General features: G+C 52.0%; 24 protein-coding genes. 10 read left to right on the top strand and 14 right to left on the bottom strand.

The window, feature by feature from the left end; all coding sequences use genetic code 11:
• Positions 1 to 10 precede the first annotated feature (10 nt).
• The 6 genes from EHT25_RS22850 to EHT25_RS22875 all read left to right on the top strand — a co-directional run bounded on the left by EHT25_RS22850 (position 11) and on the right by EHT25_RS22875 (position 6,199).
• On the top strand, positions 11 to 2,485 hold the full coding sequence (locus EHT25_RS22850) for a hypothetical protein (protein WP_124877480.1): 2,475 nt from the start codon (positions 11 to 13) through the stop codon (positions 2,483 to 2,485).
• A 308-nt stretch (positions 2,486 to 2,793) separates the two neighbouring features.
• The gene (locus tag EHT25_RS22855) at positions 2,794 to 3,363 is read left to right on the top strand and encodes a hypothetical protein (RefSeq protein ID WP_124877481.1); all 570 of its coding nucleotides are present in this window, start codon (positions 2,794 to 2,796) and stop codon (positions 3,361 to 3,363) included.
• A gap of 109 nt (positions 3,364 to 3,472) precedes the next feature.
• A complete protein-coding gene (locus EHT25_RS22860) occupies positions 3,473 to 3,946 on the top strand; it encodes a response regulator (protein ID WP_124877482.1) in 474 nt (157 codons plus the stop codon).
• Positions 3,947 to 3,997: 51 nt separating this feature from the next.
• The gene (locus tag EHT25_RS22865; RefSeq protein WP_124877483.1) at positions 3,998 to 4,420 is read left to right on the top strand and encodes a response regulator; all 423 of its coding nucleotides are present in this window, start codon (positions 3,998 to 4,000) and stop codon (positions 4,418 to 4,420) included.
• Between the two features lie 113 nt (positions 4,421 to 4,533).
• On the top strand, positions 4,534 to 5,460 hold the full coding sequence (locus EHT25_RS22870; RefSeq protein WP_124877484.1) for a hypothetical protein: 927 nt from the start codon (positions 4,534 to 4,536) through the stop codon (positions 5,458 to 5,460).
• 202 nt (positions 5,461 to 5,662) lie between these two features.
• The gene (locus EHT25_RS22875) at positions 5,663 to 6,199 is read left to right on the top strand and encodes a pyridoxamine 5'-phosphate oxidase family protein (protein ID WP_124877485.1); all 537 of its coding nucleotides are present in this window, start codon (positions 5,663 to 5,665) and stop codon (positions 6,197 to 6,199) included.
• 52 nt (positions 6,200 to 6,251) lie between these two features.
• On the opposite strand, the gene EHT25_RS22880 is transcribed toward EHT25_RS22875, so the two are convergent.
• A complete protein-coding gene (locus tag EHT25_RS22880; protein WP_124877486.1) occupies positions 6,252 to 9,641 on the bottom strand; it encodes a DUF1080 domain-containing protein in 3,390 nt (1,129 codons plus the stop codon).
• A 37-nt stretch (positions 9,642 to 9,678) separates the two neighbouring features.
• Entirely contained in the window at positions 9,679 to 10,950 is a 1,272-nt protein-coding gene (locus EHT25_RS22885) for a Gfo/Idh/MocA family oxidoreductase (RefSeq protein ID WP_124877487.1), read from the bottom strand.
• Between the two features lie 251 nt (positions 10,951 to 11,201).
• Between EHT25_RS22885 and EHT25_RS22890 the strand changes: the two genes are divergently transcribed.
• The 3 genes from EHT25_RS22890 (at position 11,202) to EHT25_RS22900 (ending at position 14,696) form a co-directional block, all read left to right on the top strand.
• Positions 11,202 to 12,605 (top strand): Gfo/Idh/MocA family protein, encoded by a 1,404-nt coding sequence (locus EHT25_RS22890; RefSeq protein ID WP_124877488.1) that lies wholly within the window; start codon positions 11,202 to 11,204, stop codon positions 12,603 to 12,605.
• A 147-nt stretch (positions 12,606 to 12,752) separates the two neighbouring features.
• Positions 12,753 to 13,451: a 3-keto-disaccharide hydrolase gene (locus EHT25_RS22895; RefSeq protein WP_124877489.1), complete on the top strand. Its 699-nt coding sequence runs from the start codon at positions 12,753 to 12,755 to the stop codon at positions 13,449 to 13,451.
• Between the two features lie 213 nt (positions 13,452 to 13,664).
• Entirely contained in the window at positions 13,665 to 14,696 is a 1,032-nt protein-coding gene (locus EHT25_RS22900; RefSeq protein WP_229311753.1) for a DUF3500 domain-containing protein, read from the top strand.
• 10 nt (positions 14,697 to 14,706) lie between these two features.
• On the opposite strand, the gene EHT25_RS22905 is transcribed toward EHT25_RS22900, so the two are convergent.
• The 4 genes from EHT25_RS22905 to arfB form a co-directional block, all read right to left on the bottom strand.
• Complete coding sequence (locus EHT25_RS22905) at positions 14,707 to 14,949, bottom strand: type II toxin-antitoxin system HicA family toxin (RefSeq protein WP_124877490.1); 243 nt, start codon at positions 14,947 to 14,949, stop codon at positions 14,707 to 14,709.
• Positions 14,950 to 15,017: 68 nt separating this feature from the next.
• On the bottom strand, positions 15,018 to 15,230 hold the full coding sequence (locus EHT25_RS22910; protein ID WP_124877491.1) for a type II toxin-antitoxin system HicB family antitoxin: 213 nt from the start codon (positions 15,228 to 15,230) through the stop codon (positions 15,018 to 15,020).
• 72 nt (positions 15,231 to 15,302) lie between these two features.
• Entirely contained in the window at positions 15,303 to 16,694 is a 1,392-nt protein-coding gene (locus EHT25_RS22915; protein ID WP_124877492.1) for an FAD-binding oxidoreductase, read from the bottom strand.
• Between the two features lie 6 nt (positions 16,695 to 16,700).
• Entirely contained in the window at positions 16,701 to 17,105 is a 405-nt protein-coding gene (arfB, locus tag EHT25_RS22920) for an alternative ribosome rescue aminoacyl-tRNA hydrolase ArfB (RefSeq protein WP_124877493.1), read from the bottom strand.
• An 86-nt stretch (positions 17,106 to 17,191) separates the two neighbouring features.
• On the opposite strand from arfB, the gene EHT25_RS22925 reads away from it, so the two are divergent.
• The gene (locus EHT25_RS22925; RefSeq protein WP_124877494.1) at positions 17,192 to 17,557 is read left to right on the top strand and encodes a hypothetical protein; all 366 of its coding nucleotides are present in this window, start codon (positions 17,192 to 17,194) and stop codon (positions 17,555 to 17,557) included.
• Between the two features lie 7 nt (positions 17,558 to 17,564).
• Here EHT25_RS22925 and EHT25_RS22930 read toward each other — a convergent pair whose 3' ends face one another.
• The 8 genes from EHT25_RS22930 to EHT25_RS22965 all read right to left on the bottom strand — a co-directional run bounded on the left by EHT25_RS22930 (position 17,565) and on the right by EHT25_RS22965 (position 25,951).
• Positions 17,565 to 18,509 (bottom strand): bifunctional helix-turn-helix transcriptional regulator/GNAT family N-acetyltransferase, encoded by a 945-nt coding sequence (locus EHT25_RS22930; RefSeq protein WP_124877495.1) that lies wholly within the window; start codon positions 18,507 to 18,509, stop codon positions 17,565 to 17,567.
• Between the two features lie 169 nt (positions 18,510 to 18,678).
• Positions 18,679 to 19,863, bottom strand: a complete 1,185-nt coding sequence (locus EHT25_RS22935; protein ID WP_124877496.1) for an FG-GAP repeat domain-containing protein — start codon at positions 19,861 to 19,863, stop codon at positions 18,679 to 18,681.
• 57 nt (positions 19,864 to 19,920) lie between these two features.
• Positions 19,921 to 20,796, bottom strand: coding sequence for an MBL fold metallo-hydrolase (locus EHT25_RS22940; RefSeq protein WP_124877497.1), 876 nt, complete (start codon positions 20,794 to 20,796; stop codon positions 19,921 to 19,923).
• Positions 20,797 to 20,812: 16 nt separating this feature from the next.
• Positions 20,813 to 21,838, bottom strand: a complete 1,026-nt coding sequence (locus EHT25_RS22945) for a methionine synthase (protein ID WP_124877498.1) — start codon at positions 21,836 to 21,838, stop codon at positions 20,813 to 20,815.
• On the bottom strand, positions 21,778 to 22,776 hold the full coding sequence (locus tag EHT25_RS22950) for a phosphotriesterase family protein (RefSeq protein WP_124877499.1): 999 nt from the start codon (positions 22,774 to 22,776) through the stop codon (positions 21,778 to 21,780). Before EHT25_RS22950 ends, EHT25_RS22945 begins: the two co-directional genes overlap by 61 nt.
• A gap of 130 nt (positions 22,777 to 22,906) precedes the next feature.
• Positions 22,907 to 24,256, bottom strand: coding sequence for an FAD-dependent oxidoreductase (locus tag EHT25_RS22955; RefSeq protein ID WP_124877500.1), 1,350 nt, complete (start codon positions 24,254 to 24,256; stop codon positions 22,907 to 22,909).
• Between the two features lie 3 nt (positions 24,257 to 24,259).
• Positions 24,260 to 25,051 (bottom strand): sugar isomerase domain-containing protein, encoded by a 792-nt coding sequence (locus EHT25_RS22960; RefSeq protein WP_124877501.1) that lies wholly within the window; start codon positions 25,049 to 25,051, stop codon positions 24,260 to 24,262.
• Positions 25,052 to 25,060: 9 nt separating this feature from the next.
• Positions 25,061 to 25,951: an ROK family protein gene (locus EHT25_RS22965; protein ID WP_124877502.1), complete on the bottom strand. Its 891-nt coding sequence runs from the start codon at positions 25,949 to 25,951 to the stop codon at positions 25,061 to 25,063.
• Between the last annotated feature and the right edge of the window lie 42 nt (positions 25,952 to 25,993).

Here is a 25,993-nt window from a genome sequence, read left to right on the forward strand (position 1 = left end):
TACTTTAAGGATGAGAAAAACGATTCTTTCCGCCTGCCTCATCGGCAGCTTATTCGCCGGCTATCAGGCACTTGCTCAATCCAAAACCGGAAAGTCCTACAGCGGGATTTATCCGCATCTGGCAATGTATAACAATGAGGGTGAGTGCGGTACGGGCGCGGTGGTGCCCTGGGCCGGTAAGCTCTGGGCAGTCACGTACGGCCCACATTTGCCCTTTGGCTCGTCGGATAAACTGTATGAAATCACGCCGGATCTAAAACAGATTGTCTACACCGAAAGCACCGGAGGAACGCCCGCCAACCGGATGATTCACCCGGAAAGCAACCAGCTTTTCATCGGACCGTACGCCATCGACGCGCAGGGAAAAGTTCGGGTGATCCCGTATAAAACCATGCCGGGGCGCCATACCGGTAACGCCCGTCATTTGACCGATCCGCAAGGAAAAATCTATTACGGAACGATGGAAGAAGGATTTTACGAAGTGGATGTTAAAACCCTTGAACCGAAATTGTTGTACGAAGACGGCAATGTAAAAACCAAAAAAGGGGCCGATGAATCGAATAACCACGCGGGCGAATTGCTGCCCGGTGCGCACGGCAAAGGACTCTATTCCGGCCAGGGCGTGCTGGTGTATTCCAACAACGGCGAACCCGGTCCGCAGGCGCTTAAGCAGTTCGATATTGAATCCGGTTCGCTGTCGGAATGGAACGGCAAAGACTGGAAGGTGGTCCGGCGAAACCAGTTTGTGGAAGTAACCGGCCCCGGCGGTATTTACGGCAACAAAAACCCGGAAACCGATCCGATCTGGGCCACGGGCTGGGATCATAAGTCGGTTTTACTGGGTGTTCGCGGTGCCGGAAGCTGGCAATTTTATCGCTTACCCAAAGCCAGTCACAGCTACGACGGCGCCCACGGCTGGAACACCGAATGGCCCCGCATCCGCGATGTCGGCACCGCCCAAAAACCGGATTACCTGATGACCATGCACGGTTTGTTCTGGCGGTTTCCGGGCCAGTTTTCCGCCAAAAACGCGGCAGGGATCCGGCCGCGCTCGGCGTACCTGAAAGTAATTGGCGATTACACCCGCTGGAACGACCAACTGGTTTTCGGCTGCGACGATTCAGCGCAGAAAGAATTCCTGAACAAACGGAAGGCGAAAGGCAATATCGAAGGGCCGGGCCAATCGAATTCGAATTTGTGGTTTACCTCGCTGAATCAGCCGGATCAACTGGGGCCGAACACCGCCGAAGGAGCCGTCTGGCTGAATGAAACGGTTAAAGCCGCCGAAACCTCGGAACCGTTTCTGTTTGCGGGCTGGCCCAACCGCTCTGCCTGGATTCAGAACAACGGCGATGGCGCGGTCAGCTTTACGTTTGAAGTGGACAAAACCGGTAACGGAAATTGGGCAACCCTGAAAACCGTGTCGGTTGGTGCCAAAAAAGCAGTCAACGTGGAATTTGCCGCCGATGCTCCCGGCGAATGGATTCGGATCAAACCGAGTCAGTCGACCAACGCATCGGCCCAGTTTTTCTACACCACCAACGATACCCGGGCAACAACGCCCAACTCCATTTTTAACGGATTGAGTTCGGTTACATCGTCCAAAACATCCGGCGGTTTGATCTACGGTTTGGGCGAAAACCGGCGCGTGCTGGGCATGGCGGCTCTGGATTATTCGGCTGGACAGGCGACTGAAGTCGGTTATTACGAACTGGATGGAAACATGAAGCTGGTTCGGAAAGAGGATGAGAAAGCGGTTTCATTTATCAAAAGCAAATTTGCGATCCCGCAAAAAGCCGTCACGATCGATGAATCGTCGGTGCTCGTGGTCGATGACAAGGGCCGACGCTGGCGGCTACCGCTGGGCAACGACGCTTATACCGGTTTGACCAATCAGGCGGCTTTGCGGATTTGCCGGGAGGTGGCCACCGAGCGCGATCTGTTCAATGCCCACGGCACATTTTATGAGTTGCCCGCCGAAAATGCCGATGGGTACGCCAAAATCCGGCCGGTTTCGTCGCACAACCTCCGCATCAACGATTACGCGTCGTACCGGGGCTTGCTGATTATGACCGGTCTTGATCCGAAACTGGCGACGAACAACGATCACATTGTCGTTTCAGACGATCAGAAAGCGGCCGTCTGGGCCGGTGCCATCGACGACCTCTGGAAGCTGGGCAAACCCACCGGACACGGCGGCCCCTGGAAAAATTCGAAGGTGCAGGCCAACGAACCCTCCGACCCGTACCTGATCGGTTTCTACGACCAGCGGACGCTGCAACTCTCCCACAAAGCCAGCTCGCCCGTCACGTTCACCATCGAAGCCGATCCGGTGGGCAACGGTCCGTGGATGACGTACAAAGAAGTGACGGTCGCGCCCGGCCAGACGTTCAGTTACGTTTTTCCGAAAGGATTTCAGGCCCGCTGGATTCGGTTCAAAAGCAATAAAGATTGCGAGGCTACAACTTTTTTGCAGTACAGGTAGAAAAAAAGTAATTTTTAAATACCTCACCATCAATAGATTACGAAAAAATAATGAGGTACAGAATAATTTTTTCAACATTTTTTAAAACCGCGCAATCTAAAAACCGGGACCGTTCGTACGTATTTATAACGCGGTGAAGAGTTCTATGGAGGTAGTACGCTTCATCAGCCATACACGTTTCCGACAGAAAGTCCAGAGGCTCAGCTACTGGACTTTTTCGTTTCCGGATGTGCCGGTTTGTGCACTGTCAAGGCGATATCTTTTGTTATCTTTGTCATAGCCGGTTTTCTTTAATCAACCGGATTTCTATGCAAGACATTGAACCTTTTTATAACTGGGAGAAGTGGTATAGCTCGACGGACGATCCGAATTCGCCTTTTTTCGGCCGCGAGTACAACATGAATCAGTACACCAATACGATTTATGGCTATTATATTCACCCCCTTTGGGACGAAATCGGGTCGGAGACGTTGTATTGCAAGATTCTCTTTGCCGATTACGACCGCCGGTTTGTGGTCATCGAACTGTTTGGGGAGTGGAATGATACCCTGCACAATGATATCATGTACCTGAAACGGCAGGTGATCGATCCGCTGGTGAATGAGAACATCAATAAGTTCATTCTGATGGGCGAAAACATCCTGAATTTCCACGGTTCCGACGACAGTTATTACGAAGAGTGGTTTGAAGAAGTGGAAGACGGCTGGATTGCGTGCGTCAATTTTCGCGATTTTGTGGAGAGTGAATTGAAACGGTACCGGCTCGATTATTACCTGAATTTTGGCGGGACGCTCGATGAAATCGATAACTGGCGGACGCTGAAACCGGCCGCTTTTTTCGAACTGGTCAATAGTTTAATTATTAGAAGATTAGGTTAATCAAACGTTCATAAATGATTGGATTTTTACCAGCGTTATCTAACTTTTCTACCACAGGATCGTTTTCTTTTTGATAACTGGTATTTGTTTCTAATCAATTTTTGACGAGATGACCGGCCCATTAGCAGTACTCCTTGTAGGCACGCCCAACCCTGAACTTCAGGCGTTGGGCAAATCGTTCCGCAAATTTGGCGTGTCACACCGGCATTTGTCGGCCGGGGAAGACGGTGCGATGGATGCCTATTTCCAGAAGGGTTTGGCGGATGCCTTATTTGTTCCGACGCTGATTATGCTGGACATGGACACCTGCGATCCGGAGCCTGTTTTAAGCTTATTGAAGCACCATTCCGTCCTTCGACGCATTCCGGTAATTATTTACGGCCAGGGAAACGACCCGGAACGGGTTCACCTGGCCTATCGACTTGGGGCCACCTGCTACCTGCCCAAACCCGAAAGCTGGGATACCTCCATGCCTCATTTCTGTTCCTACTGGAAAAAGCGCGTCGCGCTGCCAGCCATCAAAGTGGAAGACATTTTAGCAACCAACCCATACCCTAATCAGAGCAACCGTAAGCGACATTAACGCTTTTTTTCCGGCAATTAGCGAAGAGTCGGATGCGGTTTTACACAACGTATGAAAAACAGACCAATTATAGCTGTCGTAGACGATGACGAAGATGATCTATTTTTGATACAGGAAGCCTTTAAAGCGTGTTTGAAAGAGGAGAAAGTGATATTGGCGAACAGCGGACAGGATCTGCTGGCACGGCTTGAAACGTTACCTATTTTACCTTCGTTTTTACTACTAGACCTGAATATGCCGCTGATGAGCGGTTTTGAGGTATTGGGAAAACTCCGGGCTGACTCCCGGTATAACCTGATGCCCGTCCTGATTTTCAGTACCTCCAGCGCACAACCCGACATTGATCGGGCGTATGAACTGGGCGCAAATTCGTATGTGAAAAAACCGGTTTCGTTTCACGAATATCAATCGGTGGTCGAAGATCTCTGCAATTTCTGGCTGAACATTGCCTCAACGCCATCCAGTCGGATTTAGCAGGAGTACCCATAACCGGAAGTGGTTTTCCATTTATCAGCTTTCATTCCAAAAACCTTTTCTCCTGCTCGTAGTTAGTAGTGGTATCTATTCATTAACTCGTAACAAACGGTATGGAATCGAATGTATTTCATGATTCGCAACAAGCGGATTTAGTATCCAACGAAAACGCTGATACAAAATATGGCCAGGATCAGGCCGATACGCATATGGTCAAATTGGTGGATGGGAAACTCGTTTCTACTGCCCATCTGGAAACGGAAGTCACGGACGATTTAAGCGACCGGTACGCGGATGATGTCGAACGAGGTTTGAATTCGCCAAACCAACGGACGTTCGACATTGTAGACATCAAATCCGATCATCCGCAGGCCGATATGATCCCGGAATTGCCATCAACGCCCGACCCGAGTAATCCGATACCGCCCTCACCGGATTCGCCCAATCCGCCGGTGCCCCATACGCCGGGTCCCGAAATTCCGGATTTACCGTCAACGCCCCATCCCAATAAACCCGAAATTACGGAACCAAGTGAACCGGGTCGGTCACACGAAGTGAACAATTCGGGCCATTCGGACAACCAGATTTCCCACCAGGATTCGGCGCGAGATACGCCAACCAGCGCTATCGCGGATACAATGCCGGGCGCAGATGTGCCGACGCAGAGCCAGGACCCCGCCAAAAACGAGGAACTACCGGAGTTTTTAGGAACCTATGGAAGACAGCACCCAGACGGCCCGGGACCCGATAACTATAGCAAGCCGAAAACCGACGAAGGCATGACGGAAAAACCGGATACCGGCTCATCCGAACATCCGTATGATGTAAACGACAAGGATCGGGAACCCCATCAGGAGGGTGAACGCCCGCAGGAAACCGCCCAGATGCTGGAACAACCGAGGGAAACGCTGGACGAAAGCGCCATCAAAAAACAGCCGATGCAGGAAAACACAGCAACACCCGCTTCTGAAATGAAATCGACCGATCAACTCGATCGGAAATACAATGATTCCGACGCAGCACGGGAAGACGTGATCTAACTCCCTTTGATTCATACTTCTGGTAAAATAACAAAACGGCCCTGCCTGCGTGGTGGGGTCGTTTTTGTCTTACAACGGATTACCCGATTCCCGTTTAGCCGAAGCCATTAAATAAGGAAGTGCGGTTTTCTCCATTGTTTTCAGGAACGTGGGTTAAACGGTTTGTTAAAGCTGAGGTAAAAATCATTCGATAGAAAACGTTATGGACAGCATTAATCAGCAGCAACCCGAAGAAAATCACCAGGATCTGGCCGGAACGGAAGCCGGCAAAAAGATTAAAGAACTGGTTGGAAAAAGCAATACGTGTTATTTCTGCACCAAGATCACGACCGGGAAACCGCTGACAACCCGGCCCATGTCGGTACAAAAGGTCGATGATGCGGGCAATTTCTGGTTTTTAAGTGCCGATGACAGCCATAAAAATGCCGAAATTCAGGTCGACCAGCAGGTTCAACTCCTGTTTCAGGGTTCCGACTATTCTGATTTTCTGAGCATTTACGGCGTGGCGACTATCTCCAAAGATAAACAACTGATCAAAGAGCTATGGGGGTCGCTCTTAAAAACGTGGTTTACTGAAGGAATTGATGACCCGCGAATTACAGTTATTCACGTTAAAACGCAGGAAGGCTATTATTGGGACAACAAACACGGCAATGCGGTGGCCTTTGTCAAAATAGCGGCCGGGGCTATACTGGGTAAAACCCTCGACGACTCGATTGAAGGAAATCTAACGGTTTAAGAACGGAACGGGGCACGGTGTACAAACCGTGCCCCAACCCAGTTTGGTCATTTTATTTTGACAGCTCCTTCACGCGAATATTCCGAAACCGCAACACCGAACCGTGGCCCAGAAATCCGATGTAGCCCGATTTGCGTAGTAAACCGGGGTGTTCTTTGTGATCCATCGTACCGTTTTTGCTGGCTTCAGCAATGTCGCCATTCAAAATCTGAGTGCCATTCAGTACAACTTTTACCTGATTGCCTTTCACGGTTACTTCTTCGTAATTCCATTCACCCAGCGGTTTCAGCGCCCCGCGTTTGGCCGGAATCACCCCGTAAACCGAACCGTGGTACTGATACGGCTCCAGTTTTTTGTAGATCTCGGCGTCGTTGTCCAGAATCTGCAATTCCATCCCCGCATAAGCCGCGTCGCCCGTCAGCGGGGCGCGGATTCCGAGTCCATTGTTTGCGCCGGGTGTTAATTGAAACTCAAACCGGAACACGAAATCGCTGTACTCTTTCTGCGTATACAGATTGCCTTTGCCACCATTGTTGTACCAGACCATATCGCCATCTTCGGCGACATAATCTTTGGTATTACCGGTCCATTTACTGAAATCCGTACCGTCAAAAAGCAACTCAAAGCCGTCTTTCTTTTCGGCCTCGGTCAAGGCATACGGTTTGGGCTGCGGCAATTCCTTGACGTAAATATTCCGGTACGCGACGTACGTGCCGTGCGCCTGTAATTCAAGCTGTTCCGACGGAAAAATGGGCAGGCTACGATCCCAGTAGTTTTCCAGAACCGTGTTGTCCGTTACCAGAACGCCGTTCAGATAAACTGTCACCCGCTCGCCTTTCATGATGATGCGGAACGTATTCCACTCGCCCACCGGATTGTCGGCTTTTTTCAGCGGTTTGCTTTCGAATTTCTGGTTGTTATACAAGCCACCCGACCCCACCTGCGCGCCCACATTTGTGCGGGCCGGGTCCCAAATCTGCACCTGCGGAGTTCCTCTCAGGTAAACACCGGCATCGCCATCTTTGGTAATTTTCCAGTCGACCAGCATTTCAAAGTCCTTGTACTGTTTTTCCGTACAGATGTTGTCGCCGTGCCCGCCAAAAACCAGCAAACCGTCTTTCACCGACCAGCCACTGCGCATGATCTCATCCGCTTTTTGCTGTTTCAGCGCCAGTGAATCGGCACTCATTTTACTCCGTTTGATCGGATTGGCAACCAGTCCTTTCCAGCCCGTCAGGTCTTTTCCGTTGAACAACGCCACAAAACCGTCGCCCGGCGGCAGAGCCAGCAAGCGGTTTTGAATAGCCTGCCGCTGGGATTCGCTTTCGGGACCGTTCAGGAGTTTACCGGTTTTTTCCAGCAGCGTCCGCACGGTTTTGCCCGTAAAATCCCGGTTTGGTGCAGCAACCGCCCAAACCGTAACCGCAGCCTGCTGCTGCAACGCCGGGTCGTCGAGGTATTGCCCCGCAAAAACGAGCGCTAAAAACGTCCGGCAGCGGCTCACGCCTTTTAGAATTTCAACTTTCTGTTGCGGAGTCCGGGCAACGTCCATCGCATCCCGAAGCAGCAATAACCGCTGGTCGGCGGGAAACGACAAGCGATTGATCATGGCAATATACCCATTCAAAGCCGACTCCGCAGCTACACTATTTTGCCGCGCAATTGCCAGCAAAGCCGGAGCCGCATCGGGCGTCGTCCAGTCCGCCAAAGCCGCAACGGCCGCCGGTTGCACCATTCCGTCTCCTTTATCAAACGATTGCTGTACAATCTGTAAGGCTTTGGGTCCACCGACGCCCGCCAGCGTTCCCAAAAAACGCGCCTGAGCAGCGGTTGGCGCCTGCTGCATCGTTTCCACCAGCAAATCCGTCCGCTGACTGGAATCGCCCGCCGAAACCGTTGCGGCCACAATCGCCTGTTGCAGCGAACGAATGGCTTTGGGCTGCGTGGCGTTGGTCAGCAAAGTCACCAGTTGCGGCAGTTGTTCTTTTGTAACCAGCGATGGCAAAGCTGCAGCAGCCGCCAGACTAATGGCTGAATCCTTTTCCTGCGCCTGAGCCATGACCTGTTGCACGCTCGACTCGGCAGCGCGCGCACCCAGAATCGACAATAAAGCCGCCCGGGCTTCGGCGGGCATACTGGTCAGGCTATGCGTCACCTGCGCCACTACCTGTGGGCCTTTAATGGTCAGAATGGCATCTTTGACCGCCGTAATATCTGCCGATGAACCGCGTTTCATCAGTTCCAGCAAAGCCGGTAAAGCGGTTTGCTGACCCGTTTGAGCCACGGCGGAAATGGCCGCCAGTCGAACCGCCTGATCGGCACTTTTCAATCCCGTCCCCAAAGCTGATGTCAGAGCGGGATCGCCGGTAGCACCTAATTGCGTGATCAAATCCGCCTGAATCGCACCCGTATTTTTTTCGATCAATTTGGCCAGCTGTGCGTTAACCGCTTTATTCTTTAAACCCGTTGCCAGTTTCAAAGCCGCTACCCGGTATTGAGCCGATGGATCAGCAACCGCTGCCGTTAGCAGGGGCAGGCTTTTCTCTTTATTAAAATCAACCAGCAATCGTAACGCAGCCGTGCGGGTATGCACCTGTTTATCGCCCACGCTCTCCTGCAACAGTTTTCGGGCCAGCGCGTCGGCCTGTGGTTTTTTCCCCGAAACCGCCAATTGATGGAGGTAATCCAGGTAACTGGCCGTGGCTTCCGTTACGTCATAGGTATAACCGCTCTCCTGCGCGGCTTTCGCCAAAACCGGTCCGGCGGCTGGGGCGGCCAGTCGGGCCAGCGCATACATGGCTACTTTGCTCACTTTTTTATCGCTCTCTCCCACCAACGGAATCAAGGCCGAAGCAGCCGGTTGATACCGACTGTCGCCCAGGGCCTTCACCAATGAAAGCTGAGTGGTTCCCTGCGATTCTTTTAAGGCTTGTAAAACCGCTTTTTCCGCCGACGGCGTATTGATTTTCACCAACGCCCGAACCGCCGGGGCACAAAGCCGCTCGTCGTTCAGGTAGGGTTTTAGGTAAACAACCGCATCATCTTTGCCAACAATCTGCAACTGACTGATGACAAATGCTTTGCTTTCCGGATCGCTGAGTTTTTCCAGCGCCTGCCCATACGCCCGAACCGCCATCGCACGCTGCACTTCTTTGCCCGGTTTGGTCACGTAATAGGAAAAACCGCCCAGGGCATATTCGATGGATGTGTTGTCGCCTTTGCCGGGTGCCGCCAGCATCGACACCATTTCCTGAATACCGGTTGAACCCAGCGCAGCAATGGCTTCCATGTTGGTTATCAATTGTTTGCCATCGAACGCTGGCATCTGAGCCAGGTTATCGGCTACCCGGTTTTCCAACGGGTGTTGATCGGGTTTGGGTTGCGCCCAACCGGCGTTATGGAGCAGCATGACGCCCGCGAAGGCAAATAGGTGTAGTTTCATATCGGGAATAAGAAAGTAAAGAAATAGCGGATAGGCATCAAATGGTCCACGGCGAACGCATCGGTTGGTCGATCAGTCCATTGGCCCCTTCGTCGTTGACGAACACCTGATTGACCGGATCAAATTTCAGCGAGCGACCCAATTGGAGCGCCACTTTCCCCATGTTGATCAGGGTACAGGAACGATATCCGTTGGCTTCGTTCAGCGCAAACCGTTTCCGTCCGCGAACGGCGTCCACGAAGTCGATCTGCTGCGGGAGAGGTTCGGGAAAAGCCGCCAGTTTCTTTTCCAGCTCCGGAATATCCGACTTGAAACCGGGGTACAGTTTTCCTTTCGGCCCTTCGATGTAGGGCATATTTACGTCCTTTCCTTCGCCATCCAGGATAATTTTGCAACCATCAGCGTAGGTATATTCAATCCGTCGCCAGGTTCCGACCGCATCCGGGTGTTGCTGGGGCGCGTCGATTTCCACCGAAACCGGGCTGGTGTCGTCTTTTCCCAGAAAATACTGAATGGGGTCTAAATAATGCTGGCCCATGTCGCCCAAACCGCCCCCATCATAATCCCAATAACCCCGGAAGGTGTTGTGGACCCGGTGCGGATTATACGGTTTATACGGTGCCGGTCCCAGCCAGCGCTCGTAATCCAGTTCGGGTGGAACGGGCATCGGCTCCAGATTGGTTTTGCCGACCCAGTAAAATTTCCAGTCAAAACCGGTGTGTTTGCTAACGGTCACTTTCAGCGGCCAGCCCAATAAACCGCTGTCCACCAGTTTCTTGATCGGTTTCACGGGCGTACCCATGCCGTAGAAATTATCCTCGAACCGGAACCAGGTGTTGAGCCGGAAAATCCGGCCGTGTTGCTGAACGGCTTCCATTACGCGTTTGCCTTCGCCGATGGTGGTCGTCATCGGTTTTTCACACCAGATGTCTTTGCCCGCGCGGGCGGCTTCGGCGGCCATAATGCCGTGCCAGTGCGGAGGAGTGGCAATGTGAACAATATCAACCTCCGGCAACTGAATCAATTCCCGGTAATCGGCAAAGGTTTTAAGCGCCGGATCTTTGATGATTCCTTTGGCCAGTTCAATATGCCGGGTATCGACATCGCAAATGGCGGCCACGCGCGTACCCGCGTACGGAATATGTCCCCGCCCCATGCCGCCAACGCCGATAATTCCTTTGGAAAGCTGATCGCTGGGCGCCAGAAAACCTTTCCCCAACACGTGCCGGGGGACAATGGTAAAAGCCGCCAGCGTGCCCAGCGACTGTTTCAGAAAGGTTCTACGGGAGGGTATCGTTTTTAATTGCATACTTGTTCGGTTAAGCGGTTTAGTTACCTCGTGATCTGGTATTCAACATGCGTTATTCACAATGGAACGACGTACCCGCTAAGGTTGAACAAGGGAGGTTGAATGCCAGATAAAGAGCCTTTACAATACTACTACTTTTCTAGCGAATAAGACCACCAATCACCAAATCACCCGATTTCGAACACTCTTTTTCCATACCTATTATAAAATCTCGTAAATTACGTGCTCCCGTAAACTTTCTTTTTTATTGTATGGAAAACCCTGAACAGGTTCCTTCTCGCAGGTCCTTTCTGAAAACGTTGGGATTGGCCGGAACCGCAGCCGCGGCAGTTCCCTCAACGCTTGCCAACGCCGGAACGTCAGCGACGTATCTGAATCTAGTGAAAAGTCACAGCAGCACAGCCGCCAACGACAAAGTCCGCATCGGGCTGATCGGAACAGGTGGCATGGGCATCGGCGACACCGAAACCGCCCTGATGGTGGAAGGCACCGAGATGGTGGCCGCCTGTGACCTCTACGACGGTCGTTTGCGCCGGGCCAAAGAACTGTGGGGCGACGGTTTATTTACCACGAAAGATTACCGCCAGATTCTCGAACGCCCGGATGTCGATATCATCATCAACGGCACGACCGACCACTGGCACGAGAAAATTTCGACCGACGCCATGCGCAAGGGCAAACACGTCTACTGCGAAAAACCGATGGTGCAGAAAGTCGAAGACGGCCATACGCTGATCAAAGTCCAGAAAGAAACCGGTAAGGTGTTTCAGGTCGGCAGCCAGTTTGCCAGCTCGATCATTATTGCCAAAGCCAAAGAATTATTGAAAGCCGGTGACATCGGCGAGCTGGTTTTTGCGGAAGCGCAGTACGACCGGCACAGTGCGATGGGCGCCTGGCAATACTCCATTCCGCCGGATGCGTCACCCCAAACCGTGGATTGGGATACCTATTTGGGGACTGCCAAAAAGCGCGAGTGGGACCCCAAGCGGTTTTTCAGATGGCGGAATTACCAGGATTACGGAACGGGCGTTGCGGGTGATCTTTACGTTCACTTGCTGACGACGCTCCACACGATTACCGGTTCCAAAGGCCCGAATCGGGTCTACGCCAGCGGTGGTCTGCGGTTCTGGAAAGACGGTCGCGATGTGCCGGATATTCACCTCGCGATCTTCGACTATCCGGCGACACCAGAGCATCCCGAATTTAACCTGACTACGCGGAGCAATTTTGTCGATGGTGGCGGTGGCGGTTACCTGGTCCGTCTGGTGGGTACGGAAGGAGATTTGTCGATCGGATGGGACAGCCTGACGGTTCGGCACCACAAACTGCCGAAAGCGCCCGGTTTATCGATCAGCAATTTCCCGAAAGACCAGCAGGAAGCGTACCTGAAGGAATACAAAAAAATGTATCCCGAGCGCCCCGAAATGGAAGGCCCGCGCGAAATGGTGTACAAAACCCCGAAAGATTACAAAGGCGACCGTTACGAACATTTTGTCAATTTCTTTGATTCGGTTCGCAATCAGAAACCGGTCGTTGAAGATGCGACGTTTGGCCTGCGGGCTTGCGGACCCACTCAGTGTGGAAACATGAGCCTGTTCAAGAAGCAAATCGTGAACTGGGATCCAAATGCCATGAAAATAATGAATGCAGTCTAGGTTTTCGGTATACGGTTTTCCGTTTACGGTGGCTGACGCATGCTTGGGTAGTGCAAGAAATTAACGCGGCAGCTAGAATGCGTCAGCTTCCGTAAACGGAAAACCGTATACCGAAAACGATAATTTATAACTCCTTACAACTAAACCATGAAAAAAGCAACCTTCGCCATTGGCCTGCTGGCCTCTTTGATTACATTGATGAGTTTATCCCCTTTTAGCTCAAAACCGGGCAAATGGGTGTCGTTGTTCGACGGAAAAACGACGAAAGGCTGGCACAGTTACCTGAAAGACAAAGCCATTGGCTGGAACATCGAGGACGGCGCCCTGACACCCGACGGAACCGGTGGCGACCTCGTTACCGACAAAGAATACGAAAATTTTGACCTGGAATTCGAGTTCAAATTGCCCGCCAAGAGCAACAGCGGAGTGGTTTACAAAGTAATCGAAGATCCGGCGAACAAATCGACCTACTGGTCAGGCCCCGAATACCAGGTGATCGACGACAAGGGGTATCAGTTGAGTGATGGTAACAAATTGAAAGGTAACCAGTTAACCGGAGCCAACTACGACCTGATCGCTCCCAACGATCTGACCGTGAACAAACCCGCCGGCGAATGGAACAAAGGCCGGATTGTGGTCAACAATAACCACGTCGAGCATTACCTGAACGGCAAAAAAGTGGTCGAATACCACTATGGCGGCCCCGAATGGCAAAAGATGGCTGATGCCAGCAAGTTCAAAAACTGGGCTTACGTAAAACCGCACGCCAAAGGCAAAATTGCCCTGCAAAACCACAGTCCGAAAGAGGTGGTCTGGTATAAAAACATCCGCATTCGGGAACTGTAGAGACGCGATTCATCGCGTCTGATTTACGATCATCCAGATTCGGAAAGTAAATATGGAGACGCGATAAATCGCACCTGATTCAAGACCACCAGATTCGGAAATTGATTAGACAGAGACGCGATGAATCGCATCTGATTCAAGACCATCAGATTCGGAAATTGATTAGACAGAGACGCGATTTATCGCGTCTCTACCCCAAATTCCTAAAACCTTATGAAAAAATACCTGATTCTCCTGGCCGGTTTTTTACTGGCCTTCACGCCCCCTACCCGCGAACCACTCGGGAAGGAAATGGCATCCGCCGTGACCGCCTTCATCAAAACCCTCGACGAGGAACAGCGCAAACTGGCGCTCTATCCGTTTAGCGACGACGAGCGGTTTGTCTGGTTTTACACCCCGGTTCCGCGCAAAGGATTGTCGATGAAAAAAATGAATCCTGAGCAGCAAAAAGCCGCCATGGCGTTGGTAAAACTCGCGATGAGCGAGCAAGGGTACGAAAAAACGACGGCCATCATGGACATGGAAAACGTATTGCGCGTGCAGGAAAACCGCCCGCCAAACGATACGCACCGCGATCCGATCAACTATTTTTTTACGTTTTTTGGTGAACCGAATGGCAAAGAACCCTGGGGCTGGCGGCTCAACGGTCACCATTTGCTGTGGCAGTTTTCGTCGCTGACGGGCAAAATTTCGGGGATGACGCCGACGTTCCTCGGCAGTAATCCGGATATCGTCCGGGTCGATGTACCCCAGAAAGGCAAGCAAATTCTGAAAAAGGAAGCCGAACTGGGCTTCGCACTGGTCAATTCGCTGAACAGTGATCAAATGAAGCTGGCGCTCATCAGCGAAACCTCTCCGCAGGAGATCATCACGACCAATGTTCGGAAGGCATCCATCGAAAAAATGGAGGGGATTCCGTTTACCAAACTGACGGAAAGTCAGCAGAAAACCTTTCTGTCTTTGCTGGACCTTTACCTGAACAACTACCATGTGACGCTGAAAAATCAGCAGATGGACAAGCTGAAAAAAGTGGGACTGGATAAACTGGTATTTGCCTGGGCGGGTGATCGGGAGCCCGGTTTTGGCCCCGGCAAGGGACAATATTACCGCATCCACGGCCCCACGTTTTTGATTGAATACGACAACGCGCAAAACCAGGCCAACCATACGCACACGGTCGTTCGGGATTTAACAAATGATTTCGGCGAGGATGTGCTGGCGGAGCATTACAAATCGCAGCATTAATAGCTGTATGTCAACCAAATACCCGTCGGACTAATTCTTCTTTGGTAATTCCGAAGTGGTTGGCAATGTTATTCAAAATCGCATTTAATGTCCCAACTTTGAGCGGATTATGGCGGGGAATTGTTTCATGGTGAGACCCATTCTGTTCGGTCTCGATACGAATATGACTACCCGATTGGCGAATTATTCGATAACCAAGCGGTTTTAGAAGATGAATCAGTTCTATGCCAGTTAAATCACGTGGAATTTTCATGCGCCAAACGTAAGAGGAATTTACCTCACTTGAATGGTCGGTAACAAAATGCAACCATGAAAACCGGTTTACTGTAACGCAAAAACTTCATCTTTCACAAAGTGAAGTCGAACAATTTGAGGCCATTGGCTGGCATCATCAAAATGACAGTCAATGGCATCACGAATCATCTGCTTGAGTTCGTCAACGGTTTCTCCCTGTGTAAAAATATTTTCTCCCAGCGCCTTTGCCGTATAGCCCCCCTCTGGATCTTCCTCAACAACGAAAATCAATTCTTTCATAAGGCCTATCGTTTATGTAAAAATACAACTTTCTTTCACCAATCCCTTCATTCCTACCGACCGGTTTTTCCATCAAACGTAGCCCACCTGAGGCAGCAGTTTTCCGGGATTCATCAGATTGCCCGGGTCGATGGCGGTCTTGATGGCCCGCATCACTTCCACCGCTTCACCGTGTTCTTGGTTCATATACACCAGTTTTCCAACACCAATTCCGTGTTCACCCGAGCAGGTCCCTTCCAATGCCAACGCTCGTTGTACTAACCGTTCATTCAACGCTTTAGCCTTTTCCAACTGGCTTGGATCTGCGGGGTCGATGGGGATAGTCAGGTGAAAATTCCCGTCGCCTACGTGCCCGAGAATGGGGGCAAAAAGACCGGTTTCGGCAATATCGGTTTGGGTATCGACAATGCATTTGGCGAGACGGGAAATCGGTACACAAACATCGGTTGACATGATTTTGGAACCGGGTACCATCGCCTGAGCCGACGGGGCGGCATCGGTTCGGGCGCGCCATAACCGCAACCGGGCAGTTTCGTCTGTTTCCCAGCAAAAGTCATCCCCGCCAAACGCTCGTGCAATCGCCTGTACTTTCGAGATCTGCCCTTCTATTTCAGCGGATGAACCATGAAATTCCAGAAATAAAGTCGGTTTTTCGGGATAATTGAGCCCGGAAAACCGGTTGACGGCGTTCATCAGCAACGCGTCGAGCAACTCGATTTTAGCGATCGCGACACCACTCTGAATCGTTTTGATGGCGGTATTTACGGCTGCTTCAACATTCGGAAATGAGCAAACCGCTGCATAAATCGCTTCCGGGTAGCTATGTAGTTTAATTGTTAATTCGGTGATAATGCCCAGCGTTCCTTCCGAACCGATCAGTAAGCGGGTCAAGTCGTACCCGGAAGACGATTTCCGGGCTTTGCTGGCGGTTTTGATGAGTTGTCCATTCGGCAAAACCGCCTTCAGCGACAACACATTGTCCTTCATGGTGCCGTAACGCACCGCGTTTGTCCCCGACGCCCGGGTGCTGGCCATGCCGCCCAAAGTTGCATTAACACCGGGACCGATTGGAAAGAAAAAACCACTGCCTTCCAGCGTTTCATCCAGTTGATTTCGCGTTACACCCGCCTGAATCGTCGCGCACATATTCGCCGTATCAATTTCCAGCACCTGATTCATCAACCGCAAATCGACGCAAACACCCCCGTTCAAGGCCAGAATGTGGCCTTCAATCGACGTACCGGCGCCAAACGGAATAATGGGAAGTTGATAGGTAGTGCAAATCGAAACGATCGCGACAATTTCTTCCGTTGAGAGTGGGGAAACCACCCAGTCCGGTGGCATGCAGGCGTGGTAACTAAAACCGGCGCCGTGTTCCTTTCGGACCTCGATTTGATCCGATACCCGCTCGCCCAGCAACTTTTTCAGTTCCAGCGAAATACGGTTTTTGAGCAATGCATCCATTGGGGTTCAGTCAAAATCAACCTTTTTTCTTCGTTCTTTCACCTCGCCCCGTTTCTTTTTTTCGGTCCGTTTTTCCTCCCGCGACGCTTTCGTTGGGCGGGTTGCTTTCCGGGGCTTGGCTTTTTCGAAGGCTTTCCGAATGAGCTGGTAGAATTTCTCAGTGACTTTATCACGGTTGCCCAGCTGGGTTCGCTCGGTTTGGTGGTACAAGACCAATATGCCTTCAGTGGTAATTTTATTGACCAGTTTTTCCAGCAAAACCGCCTTTTCTTCCGCCGTCAAAACCGCTGAATTGGGAATATCGAAGTATAATTCGGCTTTTGTTGCTACCTTGTTGACGTTCTGACCACCTTTGCCGCCACTGCGGGCAAACTGGAATTGTAATTCGGGGAAAAGCTGCGTTGGGTCCATATCGGGCGAAAACTTGACAAAGCTACAAACATTCCCGCATTCGAACGGTTCGGTTTTATAGTAATAAGCCCAAGAATTGACCAAAAATGGATACCCCAAACGATTTTTTAGAAAACCTTCCCGAAACCAACGAACTGCTTGACAATACGCTCGATACGCTCACCAACGGCGTCGATCTGGAATCGGAAGCACCCGATACCAACCTGCTTCAGAAGTGGATCGACGTGTTGAATCAAACGGAAAACACCCAACCCTTGGGCCGTAAATTGTCGGAACTGAACAACGTGTTGACAACAGAATCGCCCGATACGACCACTATTCAGCGGTTACTCAACGAAATTGCCGACGCCACGGAAGAGTTTGGCGCAAAGGTTGGTCCTGAAGGCGAACTGCCTGCTCAACTGGAAGGACTCGCGGCTGCCTTGCGCAACCTGGGTGTTCAGCTTTCGTAGACCGGTTTTACAGATCAATCTGCATCTTGATGTTCGACCGTTGGTAGGGAGAAGGACTGGATTCTACTTTATAGAAGCCGACTTTTTTGTATAACTCCAGCGCGGGCGTCAGGCTGGTGTTCGATTCGAGGTAAACCTGCCGGGCTCCCAACTGCCGGGCGATTTCCAGGGCATGCAGGCACAGCTTCTTGCCGATCTGTTTCCCCTGGGCTTCCGGCGAAACTGCCATTTTCCCTAATTCATAAACGCTGCTGTTTACTTTCAATAAGGCGCAAGTCCCCACGATTTCGTTGTTATACCGCGCAAAAAAAACGCGACCGCCTTTTTCAACGATGTATCCTTCGGGATTACTCAACGCCCGAATATCCGGTTCTTCCACTTTAAAATACTTCTCGATCCAGGCCAGATTCAACCGTTTGAAATGCTCCCGGTAGGTCGGATCAAAATCCATTATTTCAATTTCGTCGAGCTGTTTCATCTTGAAATAGGTTTTAAAACGACTGAGATAATGTTCCTCCGCCAGCGTTTCTTCCATCTCTTCCATCGCGAAAATAAGGTTATGGCGCTGTTTGTTAATGAGTTTCGTGTTCAATTCATTAATCGCCTGCCAGATTTTCTCCAGCTCCGGCAGCAATTCCCGGCCTTTGTCGCTGAGTGACAGTAACCGCTTTCGGCTATCTTTCCCGGATTTTTCGGAACTGATTAAACCGGCCAGTTCCAGTTCCTTCGCCAATTGGATGATGGCCGGATGGGAGAAACCCAACTCATCCGCGATTTCGGTCACGCTCAGGGGCGGTTTTCGGGAAAGCAGGTAAAACAGGGTAAACCACTTCGGATCGAAGTCAATGCCAAACGATTGGTAAACCGCCGATGCCTGCCTGGAAATCAAATCACTGAGCCGTCTCAGGCGGCTTCCAAACGCCAATGGGCCGAGTTGCGCCATCAAATCCATATGCGTAATTAGTTGTGTTTTAATTTACGTAATCGATTACACAAATATCAAAATTGATACGTTAACTAGCAAATCGAGCGAGAAATTTTAAATGGATAGGAACACGGATTGGACGGATGTAACGGATTTGTACGGATAAAATCAGTTTTAATCCGTCCGATCCGTGTTCCTATTTTACATTCCAGTAGATCAGCACATTCAGCGTTGCCCGGCCGGAAGCGATCAAATCGAGATCGCCGTCGCCGTCCAGATCGGCGGCTTGCAGGTCTTCGGTCGCCATCATCACGCTATCGTCGAGCGAATGTTCTTTCCAGGTTTGCAGGGTTTTGTCCGGCACAAAAAGACGTACGCCCACTTTCTTTTCGGCGTTCGGGTTTCGCCAGCCGACGGCAATCTGGTCGTAACCGAGTTTCAGAAAATCCCCGCAAGCGAGCGCGTGCCCCTGGTTTAGTTGCTCGCTCAGCGTTTGCTGAACGCCGTACATCAGCTTGTTTGATGCATCCGAAATCGGGCCGTTTTTATACACGACCAGTTTGTTACCGTGCATGGGTTCAACAGCCGCCAGGAACGGAACGCTGCCACCCTGAAAACCGCGACGCACCTCTCCCATTCCGTTTCCGGCCCCAATCCAGCGGTCAATCGACGTCCACTTCCCGTTTCGATAAGCCAGCGTTTTCCCGCCTTCTTTGCTGCCAATCAGCACCTGGGTTTCGGGGCCATCTTCCCAGATTTCAAAATTATGCGTCATATGCATCGTCGAATCGACCAGTTGCATCGGCCACGGGCTTCGCGGATCTTTCGGTTTTTCATACCCCAGGATACGCACACCCCGACCTTCGCCGTTTTTGTTACCCAAACCGTGTAATGGCACTACCACAAGTTGGTAGCGGTTTGGTGCAATCCGCGCCCAGCGCATCCGGTGCGTCGTTATTTCGTGGTGAAGTCGTACGGATTCCCATTTCCGCGTGGGATCCGTGGGACGAATCAGGTAAAAAACCGCCCCGGATTTCGTGGTATCGTTCGTTTCGGAAGGGTTCCAGCCCGCGCCGACTGCCACTTCCACTTTGCCGTCGCCGTCGATGTCACGGGCGGCAATGCAGACATTATCCTGTGGAGTCAAGTCCTGCGCCATAACGTGCCGTTGCCAGGCATCGCCCGGTTTTCCCGGATTCCGATACCAGACAATGGCTTTCTGGTCGGCCATCAGAATATCCGGTTTTTTGTCCCCATCGACATCACCAATGGCCAACCCGTAGCCAATTGCGATCTGATTATCAACGACCTGAAGTTTAAAGTTGGGATTTTGGGCGCAGAGCGGTCCAGCAAGTAGAAAAAACGCGGCTATTTTTTTCATAAAGAAGAAAGGATGGGTTCGGAACAGGACCTTTCTTCAATATTCGGCATTCGCGATTCAATTTTCAATAGTTCGATCCAAATCCTTTTTTCCGCTCCAGCGTTCCCCCAATCGCAGCACCTGGCTGGGCGTTCCATACCGCCGGGCTTCGCGGACAAAATTGGCGGGATCTTCGGTATTGAATTCAAACAAATGATAATGATGCGGAATAACCAGTCGTGCGCCGATTTCTCTCCCCAGCCGGGCGGCTTCTTCGGGATTCAGATTTCCGGCCACGCGCCGTTCCGGTTTATTTCCGTTGATCGGCAAAAAGGCAATGTCAATGTTAAACGGTTTCAGAATTTCCACCATGCCGTCGTACCACAGTGTATCGCCACTGTGGTAGATTGTCCATGGCCCGGCCTGCACGACAAACCCCATGAACTTACAACGGCCCTGGTCGTCGCGTTCAAGTGCATTGTGGGCCGCCGGAACGCCGTGAACCCTAAATCCGGCCACCTCAACGGTTTCGCCATCGTTCAATCCAATCGGAAAAACCGCATCGCGTTTCACGCGATCCGCCACGAAAAACCGGTTAGCTTCGGGGATCACGAACTGCACGTTCGGGCTGGCCATGAACAGCGGAATCAGGGTTTCGGCGTCGAGGTGGTCAGTATGATTATGGCTCGACGTGACCACATCGATCATCGTCAGCCGCGACGGATCGATAACCAACTCCGACATCCGTACATGCGGCTTATCCGTAGTTTCGTATTTAACCGAAAGTGAATCAGATAGATATGGATCGAACAACAAATATCGCTCCTGCCATTGAACCAAAAAACCGCTCTGTCCCAACCACCAGACGTGAAGCTGGTCGGGCCGGGAGCGAGCGGTTTCCAGGTCAGCCAGAAACGTTTCATCTTTTTGAAATGCCGGAATTAATTCCTTCATAAAACGGGCGTCTTTTTCAATTTCCTCTCACTTTCTTTGCTCCGGCCACCATATTGATCAACTTCTGGCGGGCGGCCCAGCGGGCGGTTTGACTTAACCCGCAATCGGGTGCCACAGCCAGTTTTTCGGCGGGGATGTATTTCAGGCACGTTTCGATCCGCTCAATGACGTCTTTGACAGTTTCGATGTAATAATTTTTTACGTCAATAATGCCGACTGCGACGTCCATTTTCCGCGCAAATTCCGCAATGAGCTCAATTTCGTCAAATTCCCGGTTAGCCATTTCAACGTGCACTTCGTCGACCGACAAATCGAGGAAATCCGGCAGCATCGGGTGAATTTTTCGGTAGCCGACCGGACGGCCTTTGAAATTCCCGAAACAAAGGTGCGTGGACAGTCGGCATTTGCCAACCACCGGCGCGACCGTTCGATTGAAAATATCGACAAACCGCTTCGTATCTTCCTTGTACGCATAACACGACATTGAGGGCTCATCGACGGTAATTTCGGTGCAGCCAGCCGCCACCAGATCCTCCAGTTCTTGCCGCACAATCGGCAGGAGAGCTTCCGTAATGTCGTACCGATCCTGGTAGCGGTCGTTGGGCAACATCCGGCCACTCAGCGTATACGGGCCGGGAACGGATGCTTTCAGGACCGGGCCCGCCGGAGCCAGCCGTTTCAGCCGCTCGTATTCGTTGACCACGCCTAAACCGTTTGGAGCCGTCAACTCCTCTGCGATCGAATGCTTACCGCGCTGATCGTGGGCGGGTGGACCAAATTTGCGGGTTTCAGAATGATTGGGTTTCAATCCTTTGATGTAGCCGTAAAACGACAGATTGAAGTCCAGCCGGGTTTGTTCACCGTCCGTAATAACGTCCAAACCGGCCTCCGTCTGGTCGTGAATGGCCGTTATGACGGCGTCGTTAATCATTTCCTCAATGTCGGCCGCGCCAAATTTATCGAGGTTCTGGGACGCAAATTCTAACCAGCCTGGGAAGGGGTAACTTCCCATGACGGTCGTGCGGATGGGGGTCGGTTGCATGTATAGAGTCGTTTTGGTGTATCAATGAATACGTTTTGAACATAATTTGCTAAATCCAGTCGCCTGAGATCGTCGCAGAACGTGGTCAGCAGCCACGTTAAACCCGGTTTTCCGCCGTACGACTGCCAATATGTATGGCGAGCCGCGTCCATGCCTACGGTAATCTGATCCGGGAACTCGGGCAACAGTGCTTCCAGGAGTCGATACGTTCCATTGAGTTCGCCCGCTTTCCAGCGAAAACCGCTGTCGTACTCGACCCGAACACCGGTTTTTAAAACCGCCCGATGGTAGTCCATGTCCTGATTCCGATCAACGTGCGAAATCACAACGTGCGACAAATCCGCACCGAGTCGATCGAAAAGTTCGGCCTGTTCCAGCGCAAACCGCCCTTCGTTGGTATGCGTCAGAATCGGGATTCCAGTGGCCCGATGCGCGTTCACAACCGCTCGAAAAACCGTTTTCTGATGTTCCGTGAACGGTTCGTCGCCGGTCGCCAACTTGATCAGACCGGCCTTACACGGTGTGCGTTCGACAATCGGGCCGCTATAATCGAATCGGTCAATTCCCTCTTCAATATCAGCCATGAACAGCCTCGTCAACTGGTCTTCCGAATACCGAAACCGCCAATGATCGGGCGGGTAATATTTTTCCAGGTGAATGCCCGTTGGTGCCAGAATCTGAATACCGGTTTTCCGCGACACCTCCGCCAGTTTCAGCACGTTCCGGCCACAATTGGCGGGCATGGTATCGACCATCGTCCGGCCACCCGCGTCATAAACCCGCTGCAGCTCTTTCGAAATTTTAACGACATCATTCAGCAAAAAATCCGGGTTGCTGCGCGTCGGAAAGCTTTCTTCGATCACAATATGCTCGTGCGAATAGGTAACTCCCATTTGCTCCGGGTCGATGTCACCTAAAACTGTTCTGACAAAACTCATCCCTGACTATGATTGCGGTGATTCCGTTTGATTACAGCGATTGACCTGCGGTGATTGTTTATGAAAAGGTGAAAGTGAGGATGAGAGATCTCAGTTGATCGAATCATTTTATCACTGTAATCACCGTCAATCATTGCCAATCCCCGTACTCATAGTCCCCGGATTCCGGCACGTCCAAAACCGCCCCGATTCGGCACAAATCACCTTGTAATACACTCACATTTAATTGATTAGATGCTTCGTCATTTACGAGCGATTGCACAGCCGCCAGCCCCGCAGCCTGGCCCATCGACATGGTCTGGGCCATCGACCGGCACGATGCGTGAGCGTCGTGCGTCGCCGAAAAACACCGCCCGACAACCCAAACCGTCTGGCTGCCTTTCGGAACAATGGTGCCATACGGAACTCCGTAAACACCCGCGCCCGGAATATATTCCCAATGCGTTTCGTCTTCGCCATTCTGCCCTTGCCGATGATCTTCGATCGGCGCTCCGCAGAGAAAAATCCGGTCCGTCGGCAGCTTGCCCGACAGGCATTCTTCTTTCGTCAAGCGATGTTCACCGTAGACGCGCCGGGTTTCGCGAACGCCAATCTGGTGCGATAACCCAATGATGTTCGATTGGGAAAAACCGGGAACTGCATCGCGGAAAAACGCTTCGTAAACAAAGGCTTGCCGACGGCCTTCCACTTCGGCCAACGTCAAGTCTTCGGCATCGAGTGCTGAAAAACCAGTTACTTTTACGGCAACCGTCGACACACAACCTTTTGCGTTCATTTTGTGCGCCGAACCTTCCTTGCGGGGCAGTGCGTGCTTCCCGGTTTCGACGGCAATCCGCATTTTCTCGGCCAGCATTTTCTTACCGCCTTCGCGCTCATAGACATCCAGATCGACGTTACTCATCCGAAAGGTTGTCGTCATGCTTTGGGCAGGTTCGTACTCACCGGCCGTTTCGTAGGCAAAACCGGCCAGGTGACAGAAATCGGCGTCGCCCGAGGCATCAATGACCCGGCGGGCGATGACCTTACCAAAACCGCCTTTATTCCAGAAAATACCGACAAACCGCTCCCCGTCCTGATCCACATCGACCAGCGTAGTGTGCAGCAAATACCGAATACCGCCTTGCAGAATCAGCTGATCCCACACCCGTTTCAACCGTTCCGGATTGTAGTTGACGCCGGTTCCTGCGCCGTAGGTGTTGGGACGCAGAAACAGGTCTCCGGTTTTGCGAAGTTCGTTCACCACGCGATCGGGCCAGCCGCCAACGACTTTGCGCGGGCTGGCACCGGGGGTGAAAAAACCGTAAAACGTATCCAGCATCTGCGTAGACGTTCCACCCGGAAAACCGTATCGTTCCACCAGCATCACCGAAAACCGTTGCTGATTGGCAGCCGCCAGAGCCGCCACGCACCCCGCCGACCCGGCCCCAATGACCAGAATATCGGTTTCTGCAATGAGCGGTATGTGGAGGTGGTTCAGCATAGCTTACCCACGGACAAGGGTCGATTTTCCAACCTGCGCGTACAGGTTGGCCAGGCGGTGGGCGTGTTCGTCATAGGCCGCTTCGAACAGTTCCGTAGCGCGTTCGGAGCCAACGACGACACCCGCCGTCAGAACTTTGGGCGGATGCCCGGCTTCGGTAAGCAGCCGGGCCAGTTCGGCTTTGATGCTATTGATAATCAATGCCCCGCCGACCGTGCTGCCGGGCGCAACCGGCGTGTCCAGTCCCGGGACTGATACCATTGCGTCGCCAACGGGAGCGCCGGTATCCAGAATCAGATCGGCAAAGTCGCTCAGTTTCAAGCCGTCCTTTCGTTTGCTGGTACTTGGGTCCGAGTGTTCTTTCGTAATTAAAGCGACCACTTTTACGCCCCGTTTCTGAAACTCCTCCGCCATTTCGATCGGCACGACGTTGCAGCCGCTTGACGAAATGACCAGGGCGGTATCCTGATCTGAAAGATCATAGTTGCGGAGGATTCGTTCGGCCAATCCGGAGACGTTCTCCAGAAACATCGCCTGACGTTGGCCGTTGGCTCCCACCACCAGATTGTGAAAGGTCAGCGACAGTTCGACAATCGGGTTGAAACCGGGGAACGAACCGTAGCGCGGCCACATTTCTTCCACCATAATCCGGCTGTGTCCTGATCCGAAAACGTGAACCATCCGGCCCGCCAGGATCGTATCGGCAAACCATTGGGCGGCTTGCTGCAATTGCGTCGTTTGCCGTTCAACCGTGTCAATGAGCTGGCGGCATTTTTCTAAATAGCTATTTATCATAGGGTTATATTAATACATTTCATCCCCGACAAAACCGGCAGCACCAATAGCTCCGGCCCAGTCCTCAAAATGGGCCTTCCGAATTGCGGTTTTCTTACCCGCCGGACGCCATTCAAACATGTCCAGATAGGCTTCCAGCGGTCCGAATAAAGCATCGCCAGCCTGCATAATTCCTCCACCCAACACCACTACTTCCGGCGAAAAAGCATTGGCAAAACCGGCAATTGTCACGGCCAGTTGCCGAACCGAGGTCAGCCAGACCAGTGTGGCCAGCGGCTCGTTTTTCCGGTACGCATCGACCAATTCCTGCGTGGTTTGGTACCGACCATACGACCGCCGTAAAACCGTTGCATTACCAATGGCATCTTCCAGATTACCGGGCATGTTCGTGATTCCCAACTGATTGCTCCCCGAATCGACCGTTACATGACCCAAATGACCCGCCATCTGGAAATAGCCCTGATGCAGCTTTCCATCGACCAGCAGCCCTCCGCCAACGCCGGTTCCGAGCGTAAGCATCAGGGCATTTCGAATACCTTTGGCGGCTCCGTACCGGGCTTCGGCCATCAGAGCGGCATGCGCATCGTTCAAAACCCGAACCGGCGTGTTCAAATAGTCCGACCAGATGAAACCTTCCAGCCCCGGCAATCGGCCCGGCATGCAGGCAATGGCATCGTTGGCGGGCGTTGGCAGACCCGGTGCCGATAAACCAACGCTCAATTCCAATCCGTTGGCCGCAATTTTAAGTTGCTGAAACGTTTCGGCAACCGCCTGTTTCCATTGTCCGTCCTGCCCGTCATTGGTCGGACAGACGACCCGGTGCAAAACCGTACCGGTTTCGGTTTCGATCAGGACGCCTTTGATCCGGGTGCCGCCAATGTCGATGCCAATTGCGTTCATTTCTTTAACGGTTTACGGTATTCGGTTACTGACGCACACAAA

It is taken from the genome of Larkinella rosea (assembly GCF_003858635.1).
Taxonomy (GTDB): domain Bacteria; phylum Bacteroidota; class Bacteroidia; order Cytophagales; family Spirosomataceae; genus Larkinella; species Larkinella rosea.